Below are 23820 nucleotides of genomic sequence, written 5' to 3' on the forward strand. Positions count from 1 at the left end.
GCCTCGCACCGTAGTGGGGCACCGGTCAGTAGGGCTGGACGGCCGCCTCGGCGCGGGCAGGGTCGTACTGGCAGGAGTCGGCGACCCGGACCGCGGCGCCGTCCCCGTCACCGGGCTGGTCGGTCGGGGAGGGCTCGGTCGGGCTCGGCGACGTCGGGTCGGTCGGTGCGGGCGGCGGCTCGGTGGGTGCCGGACGGTCGGCCTTGGCGAGCGCCTTGCGGACCTTGTCGCGCATCCAGTCGAAGTCGGGGTCCCCGGAGAAGAACTCCTTGGAGCTGATGAACGCCACCGACCGGACGTCGGCGCCCTTGGCGCGCAGGGCGAGCTCGACGAACCCGGGCAGCAGGCGCGCGGGGATGTCGGTCTGCACGATCTCCTTGCCCGCCCTGGCCAGCGCCTGGTAGCGCCGCAGCAGCGTGACCGGGTCGGCCTCGTCGATCAGGTCCCCGATCAGGCAGCGCTGGCGCAGCATGCGGGAGTAGTCGCTCGAGCCGTAGCGGCCGCGGGCGAACCACAGGGCGTGGTAGCCGTCGAGGTGCTGGTGGGGGCCGGGATGCAGCCACTCCTCGGGCGGGATGCCCGCGGACTGGTTGCCCTGCACGGCGACGTACTCGTTGATGTCGACGGTGACGCCGCCCATCGCCTCGACCAGCTGCCGGAAGCCACCGAGGTTGACCAGCGCGTAGTAGTCGACCGGGATGCCCAGGCTGCCCTCGACCGCCTGCTTGATCGCGTCGGCGCCCTCGTTGGCCGAGCTGCCGAGCACGCCCGGGTGCAGCAGCGGGACCTGGCCGTAGATCGCGTTGAGCATCCAGTTGCCCTGGTCGCCCTCGCCGCGGAACCCGTCAGGGTAGAGGTCGTGCAGCGGGGAGTCCTCGGGGAACTGGGCGTTCATCAGGTTGCGCGGGAGGCTGAACATCGTGACGTTGCCGGTCGGGATGTCGGCGCGGACCAGCACCGCGGTGTCGGTGCGCACGCCCGTGCGGCCGGGGCCGTAGTCGCCACCCAGGAGCAGGACGCTGACGGTGTTGAGCCCGCCCCACGGGTCGGTGCGGGTGATCTCGTGCGGGAGCTCGGTGGTGGTGGCCGCCTTGTTGCCCTCGAACAGCGAGTGGACCAGGTCGGCCTGCACCGTCGCGTAGCGGATCGCCAGCGCGGGAGGGCCGGTGAGCGCGATGACCAGGACGAAGGCGACGAGGGCGCCGAAGAACGCGCGGACCCGCGTGCGCGGGTGGGGACGCACGGCGAGGTAGGTGAGCAGCAGGCTGACCGCCCAGACCAGCGTGACCCCCGCCCCGACGAGGGCGACCGTGGTGAGCGTGCCGGGGTCGAACGCCACGTCGAGCATCGGCCTCAGCCCGACCTGGACGTAGCCGTAGACCGCCAGGCCGATCGCAGCCAGGGTCGGGACCAGGAGCAGCAGACCGGACCAGCGACGCGCCCAGAGCAGGCCGGCGCCGGGGACGACCGCCCCCAGCAGGACCGGTCCGAGGGAGCGGGGCAGGCTGCGGGCGCGCTTCTTGCGATGGTCCGACGGGGGCGCGACGGGGATCGGTGTGCGGCCGTCCTCCGGCTGGGTCGGCCGCGCCTGCGTGGTGGTCATCTCGTGCTCCCGTGGCCCCGGTGCCCTCCGCTCGTCGGGCCGCTCTCCACGCTACCGGTTCAGGTGCCCGAACCCGGCGTTTGACGGTCCCGGCGGGTGGTGGGCCGGACCAGCCCGGACTCGTACGCCGCCACCACGACCTGGGCGCGGTCGCGCAGCCCGAGCTTGCGCAGCACGCTCCCGACGTGGGTCTTGACCGTCCACTCGCTGATCACCAGCTCGGCGGCGATCTCGGCGTTGGAGCGACCGCGCGCGATCTCGCGCACCACGTCGAGCTCGCGGGCGGTCAGCCCCGACAGGTGGCCGTGACCGCTCAGGTTGGCCGCCCTGCGGTGCTCGGCCTCCGCGAGGAGCGCGGCCGCCTCGTCGAGCCGGGCGGTCAGCTCGCGCACGTCGCCGGTGAGCGCGACGACCTCCTCGGTCCGTCGCCCCACCACGTGGCCGACCACCCACGCCGCCCCGAACACGAGCAGCGCGAAGGCGAGGTCGGCCCCGTCCTCGCTGGTCACCGCGCTGCCGGCCACCACGGCCACGGCTCCCACGGCCGCCTGGGACGGCGTCGCGTGGGCACTGAGCGAGTAGGTCAGCACCAGCAGCGCCGCGAGCACGCTCAGCCCCTCGGTCGGCACGGTGAGCACGGCCTGCAGCGCCACCAGCGCGAAGGCCCCGACGGCCGCGGGCAGCGGCGCGGGCCGTCGTACGGCGAGCGCGAGCGTCACCGGCAGCGTGGTCAGCGCCAGGAGCAGGTGGGACCCGTCGCCCGATGCCGTGCCGGGCACGAGCCGGGGAGCCCAGATCTCCAGCTGAGCCGCGGTGCTCACGGCCACCGCGGCGACCAGGTCGACCGGGGTGGGCCGGAGACCGGTGAGCAGCCGCATGGCCGCACCCTAGGGCCGATCCCGCTCCGGCGAGCCTCACTCCGCAGAGCGATCGCGCAGGACCACTCCACGGAGCAATGCGTCCGGACGGGCCCGGGCCCGAGGCTCGGGGTCGTCACCGCCCTGCTGGCCCTGTCCGGTTGGGGTGCCGTCGGGCCGGCTCGTCGCTTCCCGGGTCAGCCGGGCAGCGCCGAGAACGGCGCCGCCGAGCCGTAGAGCTTGTAGAGCGCGAACGGGCCCGCCTGGAAGGTGCTGCACCGGTCGTCGAGGACCATCGCCGCGCGGCCGTCGGACATCCCGGCACCGAAGCCGTACTTCCCGTCGCCGGGACCGCCGTTGATCCGCGCGGTCGCCATGTGGCGGATCCGCTGGATCATGCCGAGCTTGTGGTCGTCGTCGGCGCCGCGCCACCAGGTGCACGTGAACAGGCTCAGCCGGCCCGGCGTGTACTTCGGGTGGGCGAGGGCCAGCGGCGAGGCGGCGTCCTGCGCGGCGACGAGCACCGACGAGGCGGCCTCGGTCAGCAGGGAGCCGTAGCGGGAGCACAGGCGCGGGGAGAGGCCGACGTCGCAGATCGACGCGAGCTGGGTCTGCTGCGCCCCGGACCGAGCCGCCGGCACGCCCGGCGCACCGCTGCTGCCCGGCTTGGGCGGCGTCACGGTCCAGTCGCAGACCGTGTCGTTGCCGTCGGGGTAGCCGGCGACGGTGAACCCGGCGAAGCAGGCGACCAGCTCGCTCTCGTTGACCACGTCACCGGTGCCGATGCTGGTCTCGGGAGCCGTGCCGCCGGCGCAGTCGGGCAGGACCGCCGGGGAGGTCACCAGGCTCTTGCCCGGAGCCGCCTTGTTGTCGAAGAAGCAGTTGCCGGTGTTGCCCGGGAACGAGTCCCACCACATGTCGGTGCCGTTGGGGCGGACCCGTCCGGCACGGTCGACGCCGAAGGTGTTCTTGTTGAAGAAGTTGCCGAACGACGTCGACACCTTGGCCGGGTCGCAGCCGGGCACCGGGGTGTTGGACCCCACCGGCTCGGGGCCGCAGACCGTCGCGTCGGGCACCGCGAACAGCATGGTCCCGCGACGGTAGTTGTCGTAGAAGTGGTTGCCGCGGACCCGGTTGTTGTTGCCACCGGCCAGCCACAGACCCGTGCCGACGGGCGCCGGGATGAACGGGTCCACGTCGCTGCCGGGCAGGTAGGGGTTGTAGTTGTTCCGGTAGAAGTTGTTGTCCAGCACCGTGTTGCCGTGCTGCGGGAACCCGGGGTGGCCCGGGGCGGTGAACACGTCCGTGGTGTAGCCCAGCGCGTTGTCGTAGAAGTTGTTCTGCGTGATCAGCGTGCCGTGGCTGTTCGTCCCGGAGAAGCCGCCGGTGTTGTGGTGGCTGTCGCAGTGGCGGATCGTCTGGCTGAAGCGCCACTTGGGGTAGAACTTCTTGTAGCGCTGGTCGGTCGAGTCCGCACCCGAGCCCGGGTAGAGGCCGGAGTCACCGTTGCCGGCCGCCTCACAGTCCTGCATCAGGCCGTGGTCGCCGACGAACGTCAGGACGCCGTACCCGCCGGCGTAGAAGGTCTTGAACCGCTCCATGCGGTAGCCCTCGGTCTCGAGCACGTAGATGTCGTGCTCGCGGGCGTGCCGGACGGTGAGGTTGCGCAGCACCAGGCCGTCGGCCCGGTCGGCGAAGATGCCGACGTCCTTCTTGTGCCCGACCGCGGACGGCCCACCGTTGCCGGCCTTGGGGTCGCCGGCCTCCACGACGACGTCGTCGGCGTTGACGCCGGAGCCCTCGAGCTGGAGGTTGCAACGGATGCACGTGCCGACGTTGGGCACGCCGTGGCGGTCCTCGCGGGGCTCGCTCGGCGTCGGGGCGGTGTCGGGTCCCCGGCCGATGATCGCGACCAGGTTGGCGTCGTTGGGGCAGTGCAGCTGGTACTCGTGGCTGAGCGCGCCCGGGTCGCCGGAGTCGGCCGACATCTTGTACTTCTCGCACGAGGGGTCGTGGGTGGGCTTGGCCCGCGACGGGCCCTCGAGGTAGAGACCCGGCATCACGACGACGCGGTCGTTGTTGTGCGAGCGCGTCACCGCGGCCTGGATGTGGTGGAAGGCGCACTGGCGGAACAGCGCCCGGTTGACGCGCAGGAGCATGTCCGCGCGCTTCGCGGACAGGCGGGAGTGGACCGTCGGGCGGTCGCGGTAGCCGCTCTTCCGCGCCTTGGCGACCGACGCGCGCAGGCGCGACATCGAGTCGCTCTTGCAGACCACGCGGGTCCGGCCGGGGCGGCTGGTGTCGAGGGCCGACGGCAGGGAGCGGGCAGCCGGCACCTTGCCGCCAGCGCACGGGCTGACCGAGCAGTCGGGCCGCGGGTCCGGCCAGTACGACGGCCGCTCGACGTGGGCCTGGGCCGCTGCGGGGAGCAGCAGGGGCACCAGGAGACCCGCGAGGAGCCCGGCGAGCACGATGCCGGCGAGGCGCCGGAGCAGGTGGGTGGTGGGGAGCCGGTCCTGGGCGAAGCGCGTCATCGCGGCACATCCTTCTGACGACATGAGGCCTGTTCAGGTTTCCCAACGACCAAACGTGACCTCGGTTACGCCCCGGACTCACGATCGTCTCGGCGCCCTCCCGGACCTGACCAGGGTTCGCGATCCCCCCGATGGGGGAACGGTCAAGTCGGCTCCACCCCTGCGAGCACACCTGTCCGGGAGGTCTGATGATCCACACAGCGGCCACGTCCCAGCTCAGACTCGACGCGTCCTGGGTCGACTACCTCATCGTGGCGATCTACTTCGCCTTCGTGATCGGCATCGGCATCATGGCCCGGCGGTCGGTCTCCAGCAGCATCGACTTCTTCCTGTCGGGCCGCTCGCTGCCCGCCTGGGTGACGGGCCTGGCGTTCATCTCGGCCAACCTCGGCGCGGTCGAGATCATGGGCATGTCCGCCAACGGCGCCCAGTTCGGCCTCCCGACCATGCACTACTTCTGGATCGGCGCCGTCCCGGCCATGCTCTTCCTGGGCGTGGTGATGATGCCGTTCTACTACGGCGCCAAGGTGCGCTCGGTGCCCGAGTGGATGCGCAAGCGGTTCGGCAACGGCGCCCACCTGGTCACGGCGATCACCTTCGCCGTCGCGCAGCTGCTCATCGCGGGCATCAACCTCTACCTGCTCGCCAAGATCGTCAACATCCTGCTGGGCCTCGACCTCTACGTCTCGCTGGTGATCGCGGCGATCATCGTGCTGTCCTACATCACGCTCGGCGGACTGTCGGCGGCGATCTACAACGAGGTGCTCCAGTTCTTCGTCATCGTGGCCGCGCTGCTGCCGCTGACCCTGGTCGGCCTCTACAAGGTCGGGGGGTACGCCGGACTGAAGGACAAGATCGCGGGCACCGCCGACGGCGCGGCCCAGGTCTCGTCCTGGCCGGGCACCAACCTGACCGGCATCGACAACCCGGTGCTGTCGGTGCTCGGGATCGTCCTGGGCCTCGGGTTCGTGCTGTCCTTCGGCTACTGGACGACCAACTTCGTCGAGGTGCAGCGAGCCATGGCGTCGAGCTCGATCTCGGCCGCGCAGCGCTCCCCCATCATCGGCGCCTTCCCCAAGATGTTCGTGCCGTTCATCGTGGTGATCCCCGGCATGATCGCCGCGGTCCTCGCCTCCGAGGTGGCCAAGGCCAAGAAGTCCGGCGACCCGAACTTCGACTACAACAACTCGCTGCTCTACCTCTTCCGGGACCTGCTGCCCAACGGCATGCTCGGCATCGCCATCGCAGGTCTGCTCGCCGCGTTCATGGCCGGCATGGCCGCCAACGTCTCGGCGTTCAACACGGTGTTCTCGGGTGACATCTGGCAGGACTACGTGGTCAAGGACCGCGACGACGACTACTACCTGCGCGTGGGCCGGATCGCCACGGTCGCGGCGACCGTCATCGCGATCGGCACGGCGCTGATCGCCCGCAACTTCGAGAACATCATGAACTACCTGCAGACCCTCTTCGGGTTCTTCAACGCGCCGGTGTTCGCGACGTTCATCCTCGGCCTGCTGTGGAAGCGGATGACGCCCGCCGCGGGCTGGGTCGGTCTGGTCAGCGGCATCAGCGCCGCCGTCCTCGTCGGCGTGCTCAGCAAGGACGCGCTCGGCCCGATGTCCCTGGGGGTCCTCGACGGCCTGCAGGGCCAGGGCGCGAGCTTCGTGGCCGCGGGCGTGGCCTTCGCCGTCGACGTCCTGGTCAGCGTGCTGGTCTCGACCATGACGATCCCCCGCGAGGACGCCGACCTGCGCGGCCTCGTCTACTCGCTGACGCCGAGGTCGGACTTCCACGACGACACCGTCGGGGACCCGACGTGGTACCAGCGACCCACCGTCCTGGCCGGCATCGGCGGCGTCCTCGTCGTCGCCCTCAACGTGATCTTCTGGTAGGAGGCAGTCATGGCAGCCCAGTCCTCGCAGGACACCGCCCACAAGGCCGGCCTGTTCGACATCCGCTCGATCATCGGCCTGCTGCTCGGGATCTACGGCGTGATCCTGGTGATCACCAGCTTCTTCACCAGCGACAAGCAGCTGGCCAAGGCCGACGGCGTCAACGTCAACCTGTGGGCCGGGCTGGGGCTCGTCGTCGCGGCCCTGGTCTTCCTCGCCTGGGTCCGGCTGCGCCCGATCGTCGTGCCGGACGACCCTGAGGACGGCGCCGACGGCGACTGAGGCGGCGACTGAGTCAGCGACTGGGGCGGTCAGCCCCGGGCGCCCCGGTGGCCGGGCGTGCGGTCACGCAGCGACGAGACGAGCCGGCGGATCTCGGAGGGCTTGCAGCAACGGGCGACCGTGGCCAGGTGGGCACGTGCCGCCTCTCGGCGCAGGTCGCGCCGGTGCTCGGCAGTCGTCTCCGGGAGGATGAAGGAGTTCATGCTTCCTCCTCGGGACAAGGGGATCGAGGCGTTTCGGTCCCTGCTCCCAGCATCCTCCCGACGGCCACGGTCTGCCAGCCCGTCGGGCCGACGTACGACGTGAGGTCCGACACCGAGCAGCTCACCGCCGCGTGGTGGGCGCTCTAGGAGTCCTGAGCCCATCCGCCCGGCCGGGCCAGCAGCTCGCCGTGGAGGACCACGAACCACGCGTCGGGTTCGCTCCCCCACGCCCGCCAGGCCCCGGCGATCTCGGCCAGCCCGTCCTCGCCGACACCGAGCTCGGCCGCCTGCGCGGCGAAGACGGGGCCGGAGCACCTGGCGGCCTGGCTGGTGCCCCACCACTGCGCCGACGCCTGGTCGGCGTAGGTCCACACCGACGAGGTGATGCGCACGTCGGCGAGTCCCGCGGCGTTGGCCCACTCCCGCATGCGACGACCGGCGTCGGGCTCCGCGCCGTTGCCGTGGGCGACCGCGCGGTAGGTCTCGCGCCACAGGTCGAGGCCCGGCAGCCGGGGGTGCCATGCCATCGCGGCGTAGTCGGCGTCGCGTGCGGCGACCCACCCATCCGGCCGGCACACCCGCGCCATCTCGCGCAGCGCGGTCACCGGGTCGGTCAGGTGCTGCAGCACCTGGTGGGCGTGGACGACGTCGAACGAGTCGTCGTCGTAGGGCAGCTCCAGGACGTCGGCGCGCTCGAAGCGGGTGGCGGAGTCCCCGCGGCGGACGGCCTCCTCGCGAGCGACCACGAGGGGTGCCTCGACGTTCTCGACGCCGATCACCCGGCCCGGCGCGACCAGCTCGGCGAGGTCGAGCGTGATCGTGCCCGGGCCGCAGCCGACGTCGAGGACGTCGAGCCCGGGGCGCAGGTGCGGCAGGAGGTACGCCGCCGACGTCGCGGCGGTGCGGACGCCGTGGGAGGCGAGCGTGGCCGGCTCGTGGCCGTGGGTGTAGCGGGGTCCGTCGCTCATGGTCCGCACGCTAGGCGTTTGCGCGACCCTCGCACCTGGGGAGGATCACCTGATGAGCCATTCCCCCCGATGGCGCGACCGCACCGCTGCCGCGACCCGCTCGCGGGCCCGTGACCCGATCTTCTGGAACGACGTCCTCCAGCTGGTCAAGACCGTCGCCGCCGCCGTCCTCGCCTGGGTGGTCGCCGACGCCGTCCTCGACCTCCCCCAACCGTTCCTCGCCCCCTGGTCGGCCCTGCTCGTGGTGCACGCGACCGTCTTCCGCACCTTCTCCGAGGGAGCCCGTCAGGTGACCGCGACGACGGTCGGCGTGGTGCTGGCGTGGGTCGTGGGCGTCACCCTGGGCCTCGACACCTTGTCGGTCGCGCTGGCACTGCTCGTCGGCCTGACAGTCGGTGCGCTGGCGTGGTTCGAGGGCGAGGGGACGACGGTGGCCGCGACCGCGCTGGTCGTGCTCGCGACCGGCTTCTCGACCGATGACAGCATGCTGGTCTCCCGTCTGGCCGACACCGCGATCGGCATCGTGGTCGGCCTGCTGGTCAACGCGGCCGTCTGGCCGCCGCTGCGCCGGCGTACGGCGACCGCGGCGATCGACCGCGTGGACGACCGGGTCGGACGCCTGCTCTCCCGGGTCGCCGAGGAGCTGCGGGCCGGCGCGGGAGAGGACGAGGTGACCGGCTGGATCGAGGAGAGCCGCGACATCGACGGCGACATCGACACCGCGTGGTCGACGGTGCGCCAGGCCCAGGAGAGCGCGCGGATGAACCCGCGCCGCTCGGCCAGGCTCCTGCGCCAGCCCCAACGCTGGTTCGACCTGCTCCGCCGCATGGAGCAGGCGGTGGCCGAAGCCAGGAGCATGGCCCGCACGCTCGGCCGAGCCCTCGAGCGCGGGGACCGCTGGGACAGCGAGTTCGCCCACGACTGGTCCGGCCTCCTCGCCGAGACCGGGGCGGCGATCGAGGCCGCCGACCGCGACGGCCTGGTCGTGGTCCGCGAGCGGCTCGACGGGCTCGTCGGGCGCCTGGAGCGGCTCGACCCGATCCCCGAGCGCTGGCCGGAGTACGGCGCGCTCCTGCTCAACCTGCGCAACGTCGTCGACACGATGGACGAGGTGGCGGCGGCCAACCCGCTCGACCAGCCCCCGCCGTCGATCCGAGTCCGCGCCAACGAACGGAGACACCCATGAGCACCGTCCAGCCGATCCCGGCCGGGCCGGGCATTCTCCACATGATCGAACACGCGTTCGTTTGTCGTCGTCACGGGCTAGGGTGGGGGCATGTCCATCGACCTGCGTGAGGCGACCCCGGCCGGCCTGCTGGCCCAGGCCCACGACGCCGCCCGCGCACGCCGGTTGGCGGAGGTCGCCGACCTGGAGGTCCCGGCGCAGTGGGCCGCGATCCACGACACCGACCCCCTCGAGGGACTCTCCCCCCACGAGCAGGACCACGCCCGGCGGATCGGCAAGGTCCTGCGTCAGGTCGGCGGCCCCGGCACACCCGGGGTGCAGGACTTCTGCCTCGGCGAGATCGCCATCGCCCGCGGCGCGGGCCAGACCGCGACCCGCCACACGATGGCCGACGTGCTCGACCTGATCCACCGCCTGCCCCTGACCTGGGCGGTCCTGCAGACCGGGGACGCCGAACCCTGGGTCGCCTGCAAGATCGCCACCCTGTCCCGCCACCTGCCCGCCGACCGGGTCTGGGTCGTGGACCAGGCCGTGGCCCGGGCCATCGCCCACGAGTCGGTCTGGCGCACCCTGGACCTCGCCCGCGCCAAGATCGTCGAGGCCGACCCCGCCGCCCACGAGCAGACCCGCGAACAGGCCGAGCAGACCCGCTTCGCCACCGTCGGGCAGTCCGAGGACGACGGCACCCGGATGGTCGTGGCCAAGGTCAGCGCCGCCGACGGCGCCGGACTGGAGGCCATGATCGAGGCGATCGCCGCCCACGTCCTGACCACCCACCCCGACACCACCCTGGACGAGCGCCGCTCCATCGCCCTGGGCTACTTCGGTCGCCTCGGCCAGCTCCTGCTGCTCCTGCTGACCGGCCTCGCCACCACCACCCCACCCACCGACCCCACCGACCCCGGCGACCCGACCGAGGACCCGGGAGAGAACCCGGGCGAGGTCGCTCGGGCGTTCGCGATCCCGGCCGAGGTGCTGCAGCTGCTGCGTGACCCCGCGATCGCTTCTCGGATCGCCCCCCAGGCGGTCCTCTACGTCCACCTGCACGAGACCACGCTCCTGACCGGGGAGGGTGTCGCCAGGGTCGAGGGCTTCGGGGCGATGACGCTCTCCCAGCTGCAGGTCCTCCTCGCCGGCCACCGAGTGGTCGTCCAGCCGGTCATCGACCTGTCCGACCGGGTCCGCACCACCGCCTACGAGCACCCCGAGACCCTCAAGGAACGGGTCCACCTGGTCACCGGCGGGGACTACTGGCCCTACGCCACCTCGACCGCCCGGACCGTGGACTACGACCACCCCACCCCCTACCGACCCGGCGCCCCACCCGACGACCCGCCCCAGACCGGCACCCACAACTCCGGCCCCCTGGGTCGACGACACCACCGGTGGAAGACCCACGCCGGCTACCTCGCACGCCAGTGCGGCGCCGGCCGCTACCTCTGGCAGACCCCCCACGGACTGACCTACCTCGTCGACCACCGCGGCACCCGTACGATCGACCCCGACCACGCCCGCCAGATGTTCCACGCCGGCGACGGCATCGAGCTCTCCTTCCCCGAACAACCCCTCACCGTCGAGATCGACCTCGACCCCTGACCGCGGCGGAGGACAACCACGGGGCGAGACTGTGCGCGCGGCCCGATGTCACCGATGATTCGGGCGTGACCTCACCTCCCGAAGATCCAGTCCTGGCACGGCTCCGGGGTCTCGCCCCGGCCAGGCGCCCGACCGTGGCCCTGCTGCTCGCTGAGGTGGTCCTGCCACTGGGCGATCTCGCTCCCCTGACACCAGCGCCGCTGTCTGCACTTGCTGACCGCATCCGAGGTGGTCGACGCAGCGACGTCGAGGAGGCCAGGCTGACGCTGAGCGCCATCCCGGCACTGCAGGAGGACGAGGAGCCGGACGGCCCGGCATTCTTCGCTCTCGGTGCGGTCGTGGCGTGGATCTACGCAGCAGACACGGTGCTGGACCCGGACGAGGACAAAGGGATCCGGCAGACCTGGGCGCGCGTCGACGACGTGCTCGACTTCGCGGAGGAGCAGCTCGGGATCGGTGGCCTCTGCGACCAGCTCCACGGTGCCGTCACGGACGCGGCTCGTGGGGACGACCGTGCCCTCAGCGTCCTTCGAGGCTCGGTCGACGGCCTCGTCGAAGCTCTCCGGCGATCAGCAGGGCAGCCGCAGCCTCCGGGTCCCTGACTCGAGCGCGTAGCGCCGGTCGCGCCCCGGGAGCCCGGTCAGCAGCAGCGTCGCCGGCCCGTCGGTGCGCACGACGACCCGTCCGCAGCGCAGGCCGGCACGGTCCATCGCGACGGCCACCCGGGAGACGTTGGTCAGGCGCATCGTGAGGCGCCGCTCCTGGGGCAGCCGGGCGCCGAGCTTCCACGCCAGCCGCGTGAGGACCGCCGGCAACGGTGAGGCGACCGGCGTCGGTCCGGTCCGGACGACGTCGTGCGCGCGCGCCCGGACGGCGTACGACCGCGCCTGCAGGCGGGCCAACGAGCCGGCCACCGACGAGCGGGCCGCCAACCGGGAGGTCCACCACGCCGTGGTCGCGCCGATGCCCAGCCCGGGCCGGGTCAGGTGCGGGCGCCACGTGTAGTCGACCACGTGCGGGTTGCGCACGACCCGGGGCCGACCGAGGCCGGCGACGACCGAGTCGAAGCGGTCCTGCGTGGCGAACGCCAGGTGGTCCTCGGCGGGGTAGCGCGCGAAGAGGTGCCGCAGCCCGAGGGTGTCGAACCGTTGCACCTGCGCCTCGACGGAGGTGAACGGGACGAGCTGGTCGAGGGTGCCCTGCGCGATGCGGTACGGCGTCCAGCGCGCGTTGCGCACCAGCGGTGCGGTCGCGCCGTCGGAGGTGCACCGGCCACCGAAGGCGGGAGCGGTGACCTGGTCGCCGTCGAGGGACACCCCACAGCTGGGCGGGCCCGCGAGGGCCATCGCGCCGGCGTACAGGTCGGGGTGGGAGAGCCCGAGCTTGTAGGCCGCGTAGCCGCCCATCGAGTAGCCGGTCAGCTGGGTGTGCCGCGTCGAGAGGGCGTACGCCGCCCCGAGCGAGCGCCACACCGCCCAGAAGTCCTCCTCGGCCTCGTCGAAGTAACCACCCGTCGGGGCCGCGACCGAGCGTCGTCGCGCAGATCGAGCCGCGGCGCTCGCACAGCTGCTGGAGCAGCCGCGGGTCGTAGGCGCCGTACTGGTTGTGGTTGACCGACAGCGAATGCAGGACCCAGGTCAGCGGCACGTCGCGGCCGGGGCGGTAGGTGGTCGGGACGTAGACGCCGTAGGGCTGGACCCGGCTGAGGAAGTTGGGCCGCCCGTCGCCGGCGCCGTTGCCGCCGTCCCGGACGGCGCCCTGGCCGAGGTGGAGGCGGGAGACGTACCAGCGGTTGCTCCACCGTCGCACCAGTGGCTCACGGGTGTGCGCGCGCTCGCGCAGCCGCGACCAGTCCACGACCCGGGAGAACCTCGAGACGTCGCCGCCGGCGAGCGTGTCGGCCTGGTCGTCCTCCATCCAGAAGTTGCCGGTGACGAAGCGCGCCTGGCCGTCGGCACCGAGCTGGCTGAACGGCGGCGTGCTCGCCAGCTGCTTCTGTGCGGCGGCCTCGAGCGCGGCCGTCATGGAGTCGGTGTGCACCGGCGGCTCCTGCCGCGCGGTGCGGAACGCCAGGTTGTAGACCCGCGGCAGACCCTGGGCCGGGAGCCCGCCCGCCACGGTGGGCACCGCCATCGACCGACCGTCGGGCGAGGCGAGTCCCGCGGCCAGGCGGACGCGCCACCGGCCGGTCGCCGGGAGCACCGAGCGCGGGACCCGGACCACGAACGACCTGGTGGACCGGTCGACGGTCAGCCGGCCGACGCGGGCGCTGGTCCCCCTGACCAGGTCGTGCAGCCACGCACCCCTGCTGGAGACGACCAGCGCCTTCTCGATGCCCGGCGAGGTCACCCCCGCGGCGGCGGGCCACGCCGCGCGGCCGGTGCCGGCCCGGGAGTCGGTGTCGAAGGTCCACACCGCGATCGGCACGCGCGGGTCGGCGAGGGTGTTCCAGTCCACGCGCCAGTACGTCGCCCGGGCCGTCGCGCCCACCGCGGCGACGAAGAGGTCGGCGCCGTTGCGCCGGGCCGGGCCCTCGGGGTAGCCGTAGACCCCCTGCGTCGGGGCGAGGGCCGCGGCGTTGTCGGGGCTGAGCGCGCCGGGCACGGCCGCGCCGTGGTCGTCGTAGACGAAGTCCGACCAGTACGACGCCCCGTCGTGGAGCCGCCCGGTCCCGGACGTGCGCGACAGCCGCTGCTCGAACGGCCAGCCGGTGGGGACGCCCAGGCGGGCCTCCGGCCGGTGGGCCGCCGCCGGGGCTCCGGCCGGGACGTCGTCGGTGGCGTGGGCGGGGGTCGCGACCGAGGTGGCCACGAGGGCGAGCACGGTCGCAGCGATCGTGCGGGTGAGCAGGCGCGTCACGCGGCCTCCAGGGTCCGGGCGAGAGGGGACGGGCGCGCCCAGCATGCCCACCTCGGGCCTGTGCGCAGCATCACCCCACGGGAGGCCCTCAGGATTGGAACGTTAAAGCGATCCGCGTCAGACTGGAGGGGACCCATCCAGACCCCCCATGAGAGACCGAGATGACCCAGCAGGACCTCCTCATCACCCGCGCCCTCGAGGCGCTCCACGACAGCTACGTCGAGGCGGTCAACGACGCCGTCGGGCAGGACCGCATGGACCTGGTCGACCGGCTGGCCGCCGAGTTCGACCGCGAGGCCCGCGCCCTTATGGGCGAGCCCGCGCAGCGCGCCGCCTGAGCCCTGCTCAGCGGAGGACCACGACCACCTCGGCGTGCCGCGCGCGGCCGGCCGACACCCGCACCTCACGCCCGCGCGGCGTGCGCACCACGACGTACGCCGACCGCTCGCCGTCGAGCCGGACCCGCTTCACTGCGCGTTCGGGGGGCAGCACGGCCCCGACCACCAGGCGCAGCCCGCGGGCGTGCGAGACCTCGGTGCGCAGCCGGTCGGTCCCGCGCGTGGTCTCGATGTCGACCCAGCCGCGCCCGAGCCGCAGGTGCGAGACCGACAGCGCGTGCTGGCCGTCCGGGATGTCGGGGACCACGCGCAGCCGGTGCCGGCCCACGTCGGGGCTGACTCCGAGCTGGTAGTGCACGACCGGCCACAGCACGCCGTACGTCCCCCACGCCTGCAGCGCAGAGGACCGCTCGGTGAAGAGCTTGTCGATGTTGGCGCCGAAGTCCGGTGAGGGCGCGATCTCGGGCATCGCGCCCGGGAGCTCCCACACCGACCGGTCGAGCTGCACCTGGGCGTTGTCAGTCGTCCAGCGCTGCACCTGACCGCGCCGCATCCGTCCAAGAGCGGCCTCGGCCACCGCGATGATCGAGGTGTTGAGCGTGAACACCGAGCGCTCCGCCGGACGCGTGGAGACGGCCGAGTCGCAGGTGGCGCCCTTGTTGCCCCCCGGGTCGGTCGTCGCGCCGGTGCCGGTGTGGAACAGGCCGTACTTCCCGGAGTAGCAGGACTCCTGACGCTTCGCGACCAGCGCACGCGCGTGGTCGGTCGGCGCGACCGGGCGCAGCCGGCCGTTCGGCATCCGCAGCTCCGCCTCCGCCGGGGTGACCCCGATCCAGTGGCGTTGGAAGACCTTCTCGTTGCCCGGGTCGTCCAGGGAGTCGGCGTACTGCGCGGTGCCCCGGCCGTACCACCAGGCCTTGTCGAAGCGTCGCTGCATCGCGGCGGCCCGCCGGTTGGCCCAGCGCCGTGTGGAGGTGTCGCCCTTGCTGGCAGCGAGGTCGGCCAGGTCCCGCAGGCCGCGGATCGTGTAGACGGTGTTGTCGAGCTTCTCCTCCCCCATGCCCGGACGCTCGACGTTGCCGAGGCCCTCGGGCCACAGGTCGCCGTCCCGGTCGAGGACGCGGAAGATGTAGCGCATCGCCCGCACCGACGCGGGATACATCGCGTCGCGGAACCCGTCGTCCCCCGTCCAGCGCCACACCAGCGCGACCGCGCTGGGGAACTTCGCGGTCTCGTCGGTGTTGCCCTCGTCGCCTTTGGCGCCGAAGTAGACCTGTCCGTCCGGAGTCACCTCGTGCACGATCTTGCCGCTGCGCCCGTTGGCCACGCGGCTCACGTCGCGCAGTGCCTTCAGGTGCCTCTCGATCGCGGCGAATTGCCCGGCGGCGACAGAGGCGAAGCCGGTGTACTCGCCGTCGGTGGCGAACAGCCACGGGTAGTCGGGCCAGCCGGCGCCGATCCAGTCGGCGCGCGCGACCGTGCCCTTGGGCGCGGGATAGACGGTGCCGGCGTGGGTCACCCGCACCTTCAGGTCACGAGCCTGCTGCACCGACTCGGCGAGGTTCTGCTTGCTCCAGGCGATGCTCCGCTCCAGCAGCCGGTCTCCCGGCACCGCGACGCGCGACCAGGCGTTGACCTGCCGACGCGCGGCGAGCACCGCGTCCAGCCGCCGGCCCGGGCGGTCGAGGGCGGCGTCGAAGGAGCGCCGCGCTGCGACCGCGCCGTTGTCGGAGCCGGCGACCGCGAACCACACCGTGCGGCCGCCCGCGGGGACGCGGACCCGGTAGTGCAGCGCCCCGCCGGTGCCCTTGCCGTACTCCGTGTCGTCGCAGTACGCCGGCTGGGTCGGCGCGTCCGGACCCGAGGCCGGGCAGATCACGGCCGGGTCCTGCGGGCCTCGGTGGTCCGGACCGAGGTCGGTGCTCGCGGGGGTCAGCGTCGAGCCGACGACCGCGGCGTAGTCGTGCCGCTCGGCGTTGGTCGCCGGAGGAGTGCCCTGCTCCTGGAACAGCAGCGCACCGCGCCGCACCTTGCCGGTGTCGGCCAGGTTGTAGGTGCGCTGGTCGGTCGGCTTGGTCTCGCCCCACGGGTAGACCTTCATCAGCTCCGAGTGCGCGTCCACGGACAGGTCGAGCGTCGTCGCGGTGGGCGAGTCGAGCCGCAGCCTGACCAGTCCCGCACGCATCGAGCCGGGCACGAAGTCGGTCCGGGTGATCGCGACGCCGTCGTGGGTGCCGAGGTCCATCCGCTGGTAGCCCCAGCCGCTGGTGTAGCGCGACGACGTCAGCCAGGTGCTGCCCGCCTTGAACCACAGGCCGTCGAGCAGCTTGATCGGCGGCGTCCAGAAGCCGCCCATCTCCCCGCGGGTGTGGAACCCGGTCGCGGGGTAGCGGCCGTCCTCCGCCCCCATCTCGAAGAACCGCCGCCCGACGACGAGGCTGCGGCGCTCGGCGAGCTGAGTGGTCTCCGACAGCTCGCGTGGCACCGCGGCCCGCGCGGAGGGCGAGTCGCTCGCCTGCGTCGGAGGTACGACGGCCAGCGCGGCGGCGGTGGCGGCTGCGGCGGTGAGGGCGGCCAGGACGGTGCGGGGGCGCACGGGGTGGGGCATGGGGACCTCCCGAGGGTCCCGGCCAGTCCACACCCGGCGGCCCGGGATGTCCATGGGTGCGGTCAGGTGCGACCCTCCACGGTGTCGAGGAAGAGCTCGAGCACGGCTCGGGGGTCGACGTCGAGCGCGACGTCCACGAGCGGCCACGGCCCCCGCAGTCCGTGGACCAGGTCCTCACCGGCGGCGTCCCGCCGGTCGACCAGCGTCTGGCCACGGCCGAGCCCGGGCGCCAGGTCGACCTGCACGGGCCAGGTCTCGAAGGCGAACAGCTCGGGCGCCACCAGGGCCACGACCGCGCCGGCGTCGCCGATCTTGCGGTAGGGCTTGCGCTCCCCCGTCCTCGGGTCGACGAACTCGTGCGCGAGCAGCTCGCCCGCCGTGCGCGCGACGGCGTCGTCGGACGCCCTGAGCCGGGCGATGACGTCGTCGTCGGCCACGACGCGGTCGAAGACGTCCAGCCCGTAGAGCGTCACGGGCACGCCGCTGGTGAGCACGACGTGCGCCGCCTCCGGGTCGTGCCAGACGTTGAACTCCGCGACCGCCGTGGCGTTGCCGCGCGACGCGGAGCCGCCCATCATCACGATGCGGCCGATCCGGTCGCGCACTTCCGGGTGCATCCGGAGCAGCAGCGCGACGTTGGTCAGGGGTGCGAGGGTGACCAGCGTGAGCGGCTCCTCGGCGGCCAGGAGCTCGCGTCGCAGCAGCTCGACGGCGTGCAGCTCGGAGACGGTGCGCGTGGGCTCGGGGAGCGTGAGGTCGCCCAGCCCGTTGGCGCCGTGGAACATCGAGGCGTCCCGCGGAGGCTCGACCAGGGGCGTCCGGGCCCCGGCGGCCACAGGGAGGTCCGACGGCGCGCCGACGAGGTCGAGGACGCGCAGCGTGTTGGCGACGACCTGCTCCAGCGAGGTGTTGCCCTCGACGCAGGTGACCGCCCGCACCTCGAGGTCCGGGTGCCGCACGGCGAGCATCAGCGCCAGGGCGTCGTCCTTGCCGGTGTCCACGTCCAGGATGATGTGATGCTTCATGGAACCTCTCGCTGAGGAGCTTCGAGTGGATGAGCCGTCCTCCGCCGGTGCGGAGATCGTGGTCGTGGGGAGCGTCAACCTGGACCTCGTCGTGAGGGTCGAGACGCTGCCGCACGCAGGTGAGACCGTACTCGCGACCGGCTACCACGAGTTCGTCGGCGGCAAGGGCGGCAACCAGGCCGTCGCCGCCGCGAGGCTCGGCCGACGCGTGGCGTTCGTCGGTCACGTCGGCACGGACCAGGCGGCCTCGACCGTGCGCTCGGCGCTGGCCGACGAGGGGGTCGACGTCACGCTGCTCACCCCCGTGGACGGGCCCACCGGACGCGCCTTCGTCCAGGTCGACGACGAGGCCGAGAACCAGATCATCGTGGTCGGCGGGGCCAACGGTGCGCTGTCCGAGGCCGACGTCGCCGCCGCAGCTCCCCTCCTGACCGGGTCGCCGGTGGTCGTGGCCCAGCTGGAGGTGCCCCTCGAGGCCGTGGTGGCCGCCGGCCGCCGTACCTCCGGGGTGTTCGTGCTCAACCCGGCGCCCGCGCAGGAGCTGCCGCGCGAGCTGCTCGCCCTCGTCGACGTCCTCGTGGTCAACGAGGGCGAGTTCGAGGTCGTCACCGGCGCGCCGGTCTCGGAGGAGGCGCTGACCTCGTCGTCCCTGCCCGAGCGCGTGGTGGTCACCCTCGGCGGACGGGGCGCCCTGGTCCGCGACGGCGCGAGCGTGCTGTCGGTCGGCGCACCGCGGGTCGAGGTGGTCGACACGACCGGGGCGGGCGACACGTTCGTCGGCGCGCTCGCGGCCGCTCTCGCGCGGGATGTCCCGTACGCCGACGCCGTGCGTTGGGCGGTGGGCGCCGCGTCCCTGTCCACCCAGGCGCTGGGCGCGACGAGCGGCATGCCGTCCGCCGCCGAGGTCGACCGCCTGATGTCGACGTCGGGGTCCTAGGCGCCTGGCTCGACCGCGGACTCGGTGCCAGGCTGGGTGCAGCATCCTCAGGGAGTCGCCATGGACCTCATCCTCATCCCTGGTGCCGGCGGGCGCGGCTGGTACTGGCACCTCGTGACCGCGGCGCTGCGGGAGCGCGGACACCGAGCGGTGGCGGTGGAGCTGCCCGCCGACGACGACACCCAGGGCCTGACCGACTACGCCCGGGCCGTGCTCGACGCCGCCGCAGGACTCGGTACGCCGACCACGAGCGGCCCGCGACGCGTGGTGGTCGTCGCCGCGTCGCTGGGGGCGTTCACCGCCCCCTTGGTCCTCAGCCAGCTGCAGCCCGACGCGGTCGTGCTGGTCAACCCGATGACCCCGCTCCCCGACGAGACCCCCGGCGCCTGGTGGGGCAGCACGGGCGCCGTCGAGGCACGCACCGCCCGCGCGGCCCGGGAGGGCTACCCGGTCGAGTTCGACCCCGGCACCTATCTCTTCCACGACGTGCCGGCGTCGGTGCTGGCGACCGTCCCGGGCAAGGGCGAGCAGTCGACCCGCCCCTTCGCCGACCCGTGCCGCTTCGAGTCCTGGCCGGCTGCCACCACCGTGGTCGCAGGGCGCGACGACCGCTTCTTCCCGCTCGAGTTCCAGCAACGGCTGGCACGGGAGCGCCTGGGCGTCGAGCCCGTGGTCGTCCCGGGCGGGCACCTGGTCGCCCTTTCCCGTCCGAGGGAGCTGACCGACGCCATCCTGAGCCTGTCGTAGGGCCGACGCAGCGTGGACTCCCTCCGCTCACGCAGACAGGACCAGGAGCGCCGCGACGCACCCGGAGACCAGCACGATCACGACCACCTGGGCGAGGCCGGCAGTTCTGCCGGTGGCGAGGTCGGACATCACCTCCGGGTCCGCCGCGAGCCGGTGCATCAGGACCAGCAGCGGCAGCAGGAGCACCGCGTTGAGGACCTGGGTGAGCAGCAGGACCGGGACGAGCGGCAGTCCCGGCACGAGGACGACCGTGGCGGCGACGCCCATGACGACCAGGTAGGTCGCGTAGAAGTACGGCACACCGCGGAACCCGTCGTCCAGCGCGCCCTCCTTGCCCAGGTAGTGGCCGACCTGCACGCCGAGGTCACGGACCCGGCAGGGCCGAACAGCACCTTCGGTCAGCGGGACGCACCGAGGTCGTAGGGCGGGTGGGGCTCGAACCCACGACCCAAGGATTATGAGTCCTCTGCTCTGACCGGCTGAGCTACCGCCCCTCGCCGGAGCACCCTATCCAGGTCGGTCTGAGCCGCCCTTGGCAGTGATCTTCGCGGTCAGCACGATCAAGGACACGACCGGACGCATCCGGCTCTTCGTCGAGCGCAACCTCGCGGCCGGGGTGGACCACGTGCTCGTCTTCCTGACGTCGAGCACCCCGGGGCCGAGGCGTGGCTCGCGGAGCAGCCGTGCGCCACGCCCGTCGCGGCGTACGGCGACTACTGGTGCGGTCACCGGCCGGGCAACGTCAACATCCGCCAGACCCTCAACGCCAACCTCGCCCGGGTGCTGCTGGCGCCCTTCGACTGGGGCGAGTGGCTCTTCCACCTCGACGGCGACGAGTTCCTGGACGTCGACCTCGACCACCTCAGGTCCCTCGACCCCCAGGTGGCGGCGGTGCAGCTGCAGGTGCTGGAGGCAGGCGCTGTTCACCGGGCACGTCATCGGCAAGGCCGGGGTCCGGCCCTCGCTCGACCTCAAGCTCCACGTCCACCGCGTCAAGGACCTCGACGGCGAGCCGGTCGCCGCCCACCAGGACCCCTCGCGACGACGTCGCCACCTTGAGGAGCTCGGCTACCTCGTGCGGCCGGCGGCCGAGCGACACAGCCGCGTCCCCACTCCCCTGACCGACGAGCAGCGCCGCCACCTCGACGTGCTGCTCGCGCGGCTGGTCGCCTCGCTCGCCGTGCTCAGGCGCTGATCACGGCGTCGCCGCCATCACCCGCGAGAGCCGGACGAACGTGTAGCCGCGAGCCCGCACCTCCCGGATGACCTGCGGCAGCGCGTCGGCGTCGAGCGTGCTGTGGTCGGTCGGGTGCGAGCCGACGTGCATGAGCACGATCTCGCCGGGCCGCAGCCCCGCCAGCACCCGGCGTACGACGGCCGCGGACGTCATGCCGCCCGAGGTCCCCTTCCAGCCCAGGGTGTCGACGGTCCAGCGGAACGGGACGTAGCAGAGCTCGTTGACCAGCCGGATCGTGCGCGCGTCACGCGCGCCGAACGGGAACCGGAAGAAGCGCCGCGGGTCCTGCTTGGACGCGGTCGTGATCATGGTCTGGGCGGTCCGGATCTGGCTGCGCACCGCGGCGTCGGCGAGCTTCGTCAGGTCGGGGTGGCTGACGGTGTGGTTGCCGACGAGGTGCTCGGCCCCCAGCCGCGCCGCCCGCACCGGGTTAGCGCTGCACCCACTGGCCGGTCAGGAAGAACGTCGCGGGCACCCCGGTCGCGTTGAGCGTGCGCCGGATGGGCGCGACCCCGCGGAACCGGTCGGGCACGGCGCACGCGGCTGCCGAACCGGTCGACACCGCGGGTGCCGCGACCGGGGTCGCCCCCGAGCACGCGGCGAGACCTGCGACCAGGCCGAGGAGGAGGGTTCCCAGGAGGTGCGGGGAGCGGATCATCGTCATCACCAGCTGAGGGAGGCTCCACCTCCAGTCTACGCCGGGAGACGGGGGTCAGACGGTCGTGCTGCGCTCCCCCGCGAGCAGCCGCGAGACCGGTCCGCCGACGTCGCGTCCGAGCAGCGTCGCGGTCGCCCAGTCGGCTGCGGCGCCCTCGAAGACCCTTGCCCGGTTGAGCATCGCGTGCTTGCCACCCTGCACCGTCAGCCACGCGACGTCGGTCGTGCGCGCCAGCGTGCGGGCGACGGTCTGCGCCCGCGAGGGCACCGCGATCCGGTCGGCGTCGCCGTGCGCGATGAGCACCCGGCGACCCGTCAGGTCCGCGCGGTCGGTCGGGTAGACCCACGGGTTGAGCGCCACCACGCTCGCCACGTTGTCGTGGTCACCGGCGAGCAGCGCGGCCCGGCCGCCGAGCGAGTGGCCGACCAGGCAGACCGGCACGTCGCCGTACCTCTCCGTCACCTGCCGCATCGCCCACCGCGCGTCGTCGACCGGGGTGTGGTGGGTGTCCCAGCCGCGGTAGCTGTTGAGCAGTCGGTAGGTCGCCAGCCGGCCGCGCCCCGCCCTGGCGATCCGGCGGGCGATCGGCACCATGCGCAGCACCGACAGCTGGGTCGGGCTCACCATCATCTGCTCGCCCCGCGACGCGCCGCCGTGCAGCACGACCACCACCCCCTCGGGGCGGTCCGGCTCGCTCGTCGGGACCAGGCGCGGCTGCAGGTGCATGCGGCCAGGGTGCCCAGCCCGATCAAGCCGCTCCCTGGCCAGATCGCTCCCACGGGTGTACGACGGGGGGATGAGCCCCCTCGACACCACCGCCCTGCTGACCGAGCTGGAACCGGTCGTGACCGAGAACCTCGACCGCCACCTGGGCATCGCCGACGAGTGGATGCCCCACGAGTACGTCCCCTGGAGCCTCGGTCGCGACTTCGCCGACCTCGGCGGCGAGCCGTGGGAGGCCGCGCAGTCGCAGCTGTCCCCGCTGGCGCGCACCGCGCTCGAGGTCAACCTGCTCACCGAGGACAACCTGCCGTCGTACCACCGCGAGATCGACCGTGCGTTCGGCCGCGACAGCGCCTGGGGCGCGTGGGTCAACCGGTGGACCGCCGAGGAGGGGCGGCACGCCTACTGCATCCGCGACTACCTGCTCGTCACCCGCGGCGTCGACCCGGTCGAGCTCGAGCGGGCGCGGATGCAGACGATGGAGACCGGCTTCGACTCCGGCGACAAGCCGCTGCTCAACGTGTGCGCCTACGTCTCGTTCCAGGAGCTGGCCACGCGCGTCTCGCACCGCAACACCGGCCGCTTCACCGAGGAGCCGATCGCCGAGAAGCTGCTCGCCCGCGTCGCCAAGGACGAGAACCTGCACATGATCTTCTACCGCAACATCGTCGCGGCGGCGCTCGCGGTCGCGCCCGGTCAGACGCTGCGCGCGATCACCGACGAGGTGGTCGGCTTCCAGATGCCCGGCGCGATCATCCCGGGCTTCAACCGCAAGGCCGTGCAGATGGCCAAGGCCGGCATCTACGACCTGCGCATCCACCACGACGACATCGTCAGCCCCCTGCTGAGGCAGTGGGACGTGTGGGCGCTCGAGGGCCTCGACGACGAGGGCGAGCGGGCGCGCGAGGAGCTCGCCGCGGCCGTGGCGGCGCTGGACGAGGAGGCGACGCGGTTCGTCGAGCGCCGGGCCGAGGCCGAGGCCAAGAGGGCGGCGCGTCGAGCCGGCTAGCCGTTCCAGCGCAGGACGACCGGCGTCTCGCGCTCGAATCCCAGCGTGCTCAGCGTGGCGGTGTCCAGCTTGACGTGACGCCCGAACGGCACCGGCTCGTCCAGCCAGCGCGCGGTGAGCGCCCGGAGCGAGTGGCCGTGCCCGAAGACCAGCGCACGCTCGACGTCTCGGACCCGCTCGATCACGCGGTCGCAGCGCGCGCCCACCTGGTCGGCCGTCTCACCCCCGCGCGGCCCGTGGGTCCAGACGGTCCACTCCGGCACGTCCTCGCGGATCTCCTCGGTCGTGCGGCCCTCGTCGTTGCCGTAGGCCCACTCGACGAGGTCCTCGTCGACCTCGGCGTCGGGGAACCCCGCGAGCTCCGCCGTGCGACGGGCGCGCTGCCGCGGGCTCGTGAGCACGAGGTCGAAGTGCTCGGGCTCCAGGCGCGGTCGCAGGGCGATCGCGTCCCGCTCCCCGTCCTCGAGCAGCGGGAGGTCGGTGGTCGAGGTGTGCTTGCCCGCCTCGCTCCACTCGGTCTGTCCGTGCCGCACCAGCCAGAGCTCCATCGGGCCA

At 72.9% G+C, this 23820-nt stretch carries 24 protein-coding genes and 1 tRNA gene; 10 read left to right on the forward strand and 15 right to left on the reverse strand.

The genetic code is table 11. From position 1 onward, the window contains the following. Nucleotides 1-25 precede the first annotated feature (25 nt). The 3 genes from J2S63_RS01705 to J2S63_RS01715 all read right to left on the reverse strand — a co-directional run bounded on the left by J2S63_RS01705 (nucleotide 26) and on the right by J2S63_RS01715 (nucleotide 4994). Complete coding sequence (locus tag J2S63_RS01705) at nucleotides 26-1603, reverse strand: LCP family protein (protein WP_310297787.1); 1578 nt, start codon at nucleotides 1601-1603, stop codon at nucleotides 26-28. Nucleotides 1604-1662: 59 nt separating this feature from the next. After that, nucleotides 1663-2481 (reverse strand): helix-turn-helix transcriptional regulator, encoded by an 819-nt coding sequence (locus tag J2S63_RS01710; RefSeq protein WP_310297792.1) that lies wholly within the window; start codon nucleotides 2479-2481, stop codon nucleotides 1663-1665. A 176-nt stretch (nucleotides 2482-2657) separates the two neighbouring features. Then, nucleotides 2658-4994, reverse strand: coding sequence for a right-handed parallel beta-helix repeat-containing protein (locus J2S63_RS01715; protein ID WP_310297796.1), 2337 nt, complete (start codon nucleotides 4992-4994; stop codon nucleotides 2658-2660). Nucleotides 4995-5182: 188 nt separating this feature from the next. Here J2S63_RS01715 and J2S63_RS01720 point away from each other — a divergent pair, with 188 nt between their 5' ends. Further along, nucleotides 5183-6889, forward strand: coding sequence for a sodium:solute symporter family protein (locus tag J2S63_RS01720; protein WP_310297800.1), 1707 nt, complete (start codon nucleotides 5183-5185; stop codon nucleotides 6887-6889). Between the two features lie 9 nt (nucleotides 6890-6898). After that, nucleotides 6899-7171, forward strand: a complete 273-nt coding sequence (locus J2S63_RS01725; protein WP_310297803.1) for a hypothetical protein — start codon at nucleotides 6899-6901, stop codon at nucleotides 7169-7171. Nucleotides 7172-7200: 29 nt separating this feature from the next. Here the strand turns inward: J2S63_RS01725 and J2S63_RS01730 are convergent, their stop codons facing one another. After that, nucleotides 7201-7374, reverse strand: coding sequence for a hypothetical protein (locus J2S63_RS01730; RefSeq protein WP_310297806.1), 174 nt, complete (start codon nucleotides 7372-7374; stop codon nucleotides 7201-7203). 143 nt (nucleotides 7375-7517) lie between these two features. Further along, on the reverse strand, nucleotides 7518-8342 hold the full coding sequence (locus J2S63_RS01735) for a methyltransferase domain-containing protein (protein WP_310297809.1): 825 nt from the start codon (nucleotides 8340-8342) through the stop codon (nucleotides 7518-7520). A gap of 52 nt (nucleotides 8343-8394) precedes the next feature. Between J2S63_RS01735 and J2S63_RS01740 the strand changes: the two genes are divergently transcribed. From J2S63_RS01740 to J2S63_RS01750, 3 genes are all read left to right on the forward strand, one after another. Further along, nucleotides 8395-9528 (forward strand): FUSC family protein, encoded by a 1134-nt coding sequence (locus tag J2S63_RS01740; protein ID WP_310297811.1) that lies wholly within the window; start codon nucleotides 8395-8397, stop codon nucleotides 9526-9528. 90 nt (nucleotides 9529-9618) lie between these two features. Further along, on the forward strand, nucleotides 9619-11124 hold the full coding sequence (locus J2S63_RS01745; protein ID WP_310297814.1) for a DUF222 domain-containing protein: 1506 nt from the start codon (nucleotides 9619-9621) through the stop codon (nucleotides 11122-11124). A 134-nt stretch (nucleotides 11125-11258) separates the two neighbouring features. Continuing rightward, a complete protein-coding gene (locus tag J2S63_RS01750) occupies nucleotides 11259-11726 on the forward strand; it encodes a hypothetical protein (protein ID WP_310297816.1) in 468 nt (155 codons plus the stop codon). On the opposite strand, the gene J2S63_RS01755 is transcribed toward J2S63_RS01750, so the two are convergent. Next, the gene (locus J2S63_RS01755) at nucleotides 11694-12749 is read right to left on the reverse strand and encodes a prolyl oligopeptidase family serine peptidase (RefSeq protein ID WP_310306554.1); all 1056 of its coding nucleotides are present in this window, start codon (nucleotides 12747-12749) and stop codon (nucleotides 11694-11696) included. The genes J2S63_RS01750 and J2S63_RS01755 overlap by 33 nt on opposite strands. Nucleotides 12750-13357: 608 nt before the next feature. On the opposite strand from J2S63_RS01755, the gene J2S63_RS01760 reads away from it, so the two are divergent. Together J2S63_RS01760 and J2S63_RS01765 are read left to right on the forward strand one after the other, a co-directional pair. Beyond that, complete coding sequence (locus J2S63_RS01760; protein ID WP_310297819.1) at nucleotides 13358-13666, forward strand: hypothetical protein; 309 nt, start codon at nucleotides 13358-13360, stop codon at nucleotides 13664-13666. A gap of 478 nt (nucleotides 13667-14144) precedes the next feature. After that, nucleotides 14145-14321: a hypothetical protein gene (locus tag J2S63_RS01765; RefSeq protein WP_310297822.1), complete on the forward strand. Its 177-nt coding sequence runs from the start codon at nucleotides 14145-14147 to the stop codon at nucleotides 14319-14321. A 7-nt stretch (nucleotides 14322-14328) separates the two neighbouring features. On the opposite strand, the gene J2S63_RS01770 is transcribed toward J2S63_RS01765, so the two are convergent. Together J2S63_RS01770 and J2S63_RS01775 are read right to left on the reverse strand one after the other, a co-directional pair. Continuing rightward, entirely contained in the window at nucleotides 14329-16929 is a 2601-nt protein-coding gene (locus J2S63_RS01770) for a glucosidase family protein (RefSeq protein WP_310297825.1), read from the reverse strand. A 62-nt stretch (nucleotides 16930-16991) separates the two neighbouring features. Further along, the gene (locus tag J2S63_RS01775; RefSeq protein WP_310297827.1) at nucleotides 16992-17954 is read right to left on the reverse strand and encodes a nucleoside hydrolase; all 963 of its coding nucleotides are present in this window, start codon (nucleotides 17952-17954) and stop codon (nucleotides 16992-16994) included. A 25-nt stretch (nucleotides 17955-17979) separates the two neighbouring features. Between J2S63_RS01775 and J2S63_RS01780 the strand changes: the two genes are divergently transcribed. Further along, complete coding sequence (locus tag J2S63_RS01780) at nucleotides 17980-18891, forward strand: ribokinase (RefSeq protein WP_310297830.1); 912 nt, start codon at nucleotides 17980-17982, stop codon at nucleotides 18889-18891. Between the two features lie 60 nt (nucleotides 18892-18951). Next, the gene (locus J2S63_RS01785) at nucleotides 18952-19638 is read left to right on the forward strand and encodes an alpha/beta fold hydrolase (protein ID WP_310297832.1); all 687 of its coding nucleotides are present in this window, start codon (nucleotides 18952-18954) and stop codon (nucleotides 19636-19638) included. 27 nt (nucleotides 19639-19665) lie between these two features. Here the strand turns inward: J2S63_RS01785 and J2S63_RS01790 are convergent, their stop codons facing one another. The 6 genes from J2S63_RS01790 to J2S63_RS01815 all read right to left on the reverse strand — a co-directional run bounded on the left by J2S63_RS01790 (nucleotide 19666) and on the right by J2S63_RS01815 (nucleotide 22259). Next, nucleotides 19666-19995: a divalent metal cation transporter gene (locus J2S63_RS01790; protein ID WP_310297834.1), complete on the reverse strand. Its 330-nt coding sequence runs from the start codon at nucleotides 19993-19995 to the stop codon at nucleotides 19666-19668. Nucleotides 19996-20058: 63 nt separating this feature from the next. Beyond that, nucleotides 20059-20132 (reverse strand) — tRNA-Ile (locus J2S63_RS01795). Between the two features lie 13 nt (nucleotides 20133-20145). Beyond that, nucleotides 20146-20499, reverse strand: coding sequence for a hypothetical protein (locus J2S63_RS01800; RefSeq protein WP_310297837.1), 354 nt, complete (start codon nucleotides 20497-20499; stop codon nucleotides 20146-20148). Nucleotides 20500-20833: 334 nt separating this feature from the next. After that, on the reverse strand, nucleotides 20834-21301 hold the full coding sequence (locus J2S63_RS01805) for a polysaccharide deacetylase family protein (protein ID WP_310297840.1): 468 nt from the start codon (nucleotides 21299-21301) through the stop codon (nucleotides 20834-20836). Nucleotides 21302-21305: 4 nt separating this feature from the next. After that, nucleotides 21306-21539, reverse strand: coding sequence for a hypothetical protein (locus J2S63_RS01810; protein ID WP_310297842.1), 234 nt, complete (start codon nucleotides 21537-21539; stop codon nucleotides 21306-21308). Nucleotides 21540-21587: 48 nt separating this feature from the next. Continuing rightward, entirely contained in the window at nucleotides 21588-22259 is a 672-nt protein-coding gene (locus tag J2S63_RS01815) for an alpha/beta hydrolase (RefSeq protein WP_310297846.1), read from the reverse strand. Nucleotides 22260-22329: 70 nt separating this feature from the next. Between J2S63_RS01815 and J2S63_RS01820 the strand changes: the two genes are divergently transcribed. Further along, the gene (locus tag J2S63_RS01820; protein ID WP_310297849.1) at nucleotides 22330-23265 is read left to right on the forward strand and encodes an acyl-ACP desaturase; all 936 of its coding nucleotides are present in this window, start codon (nucleotides 22330-22332) and stop codon (nucleotides 23263-23265) included. On the opposite strand, the gene J2S63_RS01825 is transcribed toward J2S63_RS01820, so the two are convergent. Continuing rightward, nucleotides 23262-23813, reverse strand: coding sequence for a histidine phosphatase family protein (locus J2S63_RS01825; protein WP_310297850.1), 552 nt, complete (start codon nucleotides 23811-23813; stop codon nucleotides 23262-23264). The genes J2S63_RS01820 and J2S63_RS01825 overlap by 4 nt on opposite strands. Between the last annotated feature and the right edge of the window lie 7 nt (nucleotides 23814-23820).

Origin of the sequence: Nocardioides marmoribigeumensis (genome assembly GCF_031458325.1) — a bacterium.
Classification (GTDB): domain Bacteria; phylum Actinomycetota; class Actinomycetes; order Propionibacteriales; family Nocardioidaceae; genus Marmoricola_A; species Marmoricola_A marmoribigeumensis.

What these genes read in the sequence shown, in the direction of transcription:
- J2S63_RS01705 (WP_310297787.1), bottom strand. Translation starts at nt 1,603, where the DNA reads ATGACCACCACGCAGGCGCGGCCGACCCAGCCGGAGGACGGCCGCACA.
- J2S63_RS01710 (WP_310297792.1), bottom strand. Translation starts at nt 2,481, where the DNA reads ATGCGGCTGCTCACCGGTCTCCGGCCCACCCCGGTCGACCTGGTCGCC.
- J2S63_RS01715 (WP_310297796.1), bottom strand. Translation starts at nt 4,994, where the DNA reads ATGACGCGCTTCGCCCAGGACCGGCTCCCCACCACCCACCTGCTCCGG.
- J2S63_RS01720 (WP_310297800.1), top strand. Translation starts at nt 5,183, where the DNA reads ATGATCCACACAGCGGCCACGTCCCAGCTCAGACTCGACGCGTCCTGG.
- J2S63_RS01725 (WP_310297803.1), top strand. Translation starts at nt 6,899, where the DNA reads ATGGCAGCCCAGTCCTCGCAGGACACCGCCCACAAGGCCGGCCTGTTC.
- J2S63_RS01730 (WP_310297806.1), bottom strand. Translation starts at nt 7,374, where the DNA reads ATGAACTCCTTCATCCTCCCGGAGACGACTGCCGAGCACCGGCGCGAC.
- J2S63_RS01735 (WP_310297809.1), bottom strand. Translation starts at nt 8,342, where the DNA reads ATGAGCGACGGACCCCGCTACACCCACGGCCACGAGCCGGCCACGCTC.
- J2S63_RS01740 (WP_310297811.1), top strand. Translation starts at nt 8,395, where the DNA reads ATGAGCCATTCCCCCCGATGGCGCGACCGCACCGCTGCCGCGACCCGC.
- J2S63_RS01745 (WP_310297814.1), top strand. Translation starts at nt 9,619, where the DNA reads ATGTCCATCGACCTGCGTGAGGCGACCCCGGCCGGCCTGCTGGCCCAG.
- J2S63_RS01765 (WP_310297822.1), top strand. Translation starts at nt 14,145, where the DNA reads ATGACCCAGCAGGACCTCCTCATCACCCGCGCCCTCGAGGCGCTCCAC.
- J2S63_RS01770 (WP_310297825.1), bottom strand. Translation starts at nt 16,929, where the DNA reads ATGCCCCACCCCGTGCGCCCCCGCACCGTCCTGGCCGCCCTCACCGCC.
- J2S63_RS01775 (WP_310297827.1), bottom strand. Translation starts at nt 17,954, where the DNA reads ATGAAGCATCACATCATCCTGGACGTGGACACCGGCAAGGACGACGCC.
- J2S63_RS01785 (WP_310297832.1), top strand. Translation starts at nt 18,952, where the DNA reads ATGGACCTCATCCTCATCCCTGGTGCCGGCGGGCGCGGCTGGTACTGG.
- J2S63_RS01810 (WP_310297842.1), bottom strand. Translation starts at nt 21,539, where the DNA reads ATGACGATGATCCGCTCCCCGCACCTCCTGGGAACCCTCCTCCTCGGC.
- J2S63_RS01815 (WP_310297846.1), bottom strand. Translation starts at nt 22,259, where the DNA reads ATGCACCTGCAGCCGCGCCTGGTCCCGACGAGCGAGCCGGACCGCCCC.
- J2S63_RS01820 (WP_310297849.1), top strand. Translation starts at nt 22,330, where the DNA reads ATGAGCCCCCTCGACACCACCGCCCTGCTGACCGAGCTGGAACCGGTC.
- J2S63_RS01825 (WP_310297850.1), bottom strand. Translation starts at nt 23,813, where the DNA reads ATGGAGCTCTGGCTGGTGCGGCACGGACAGACCGAGTGGAGCGAGGCG.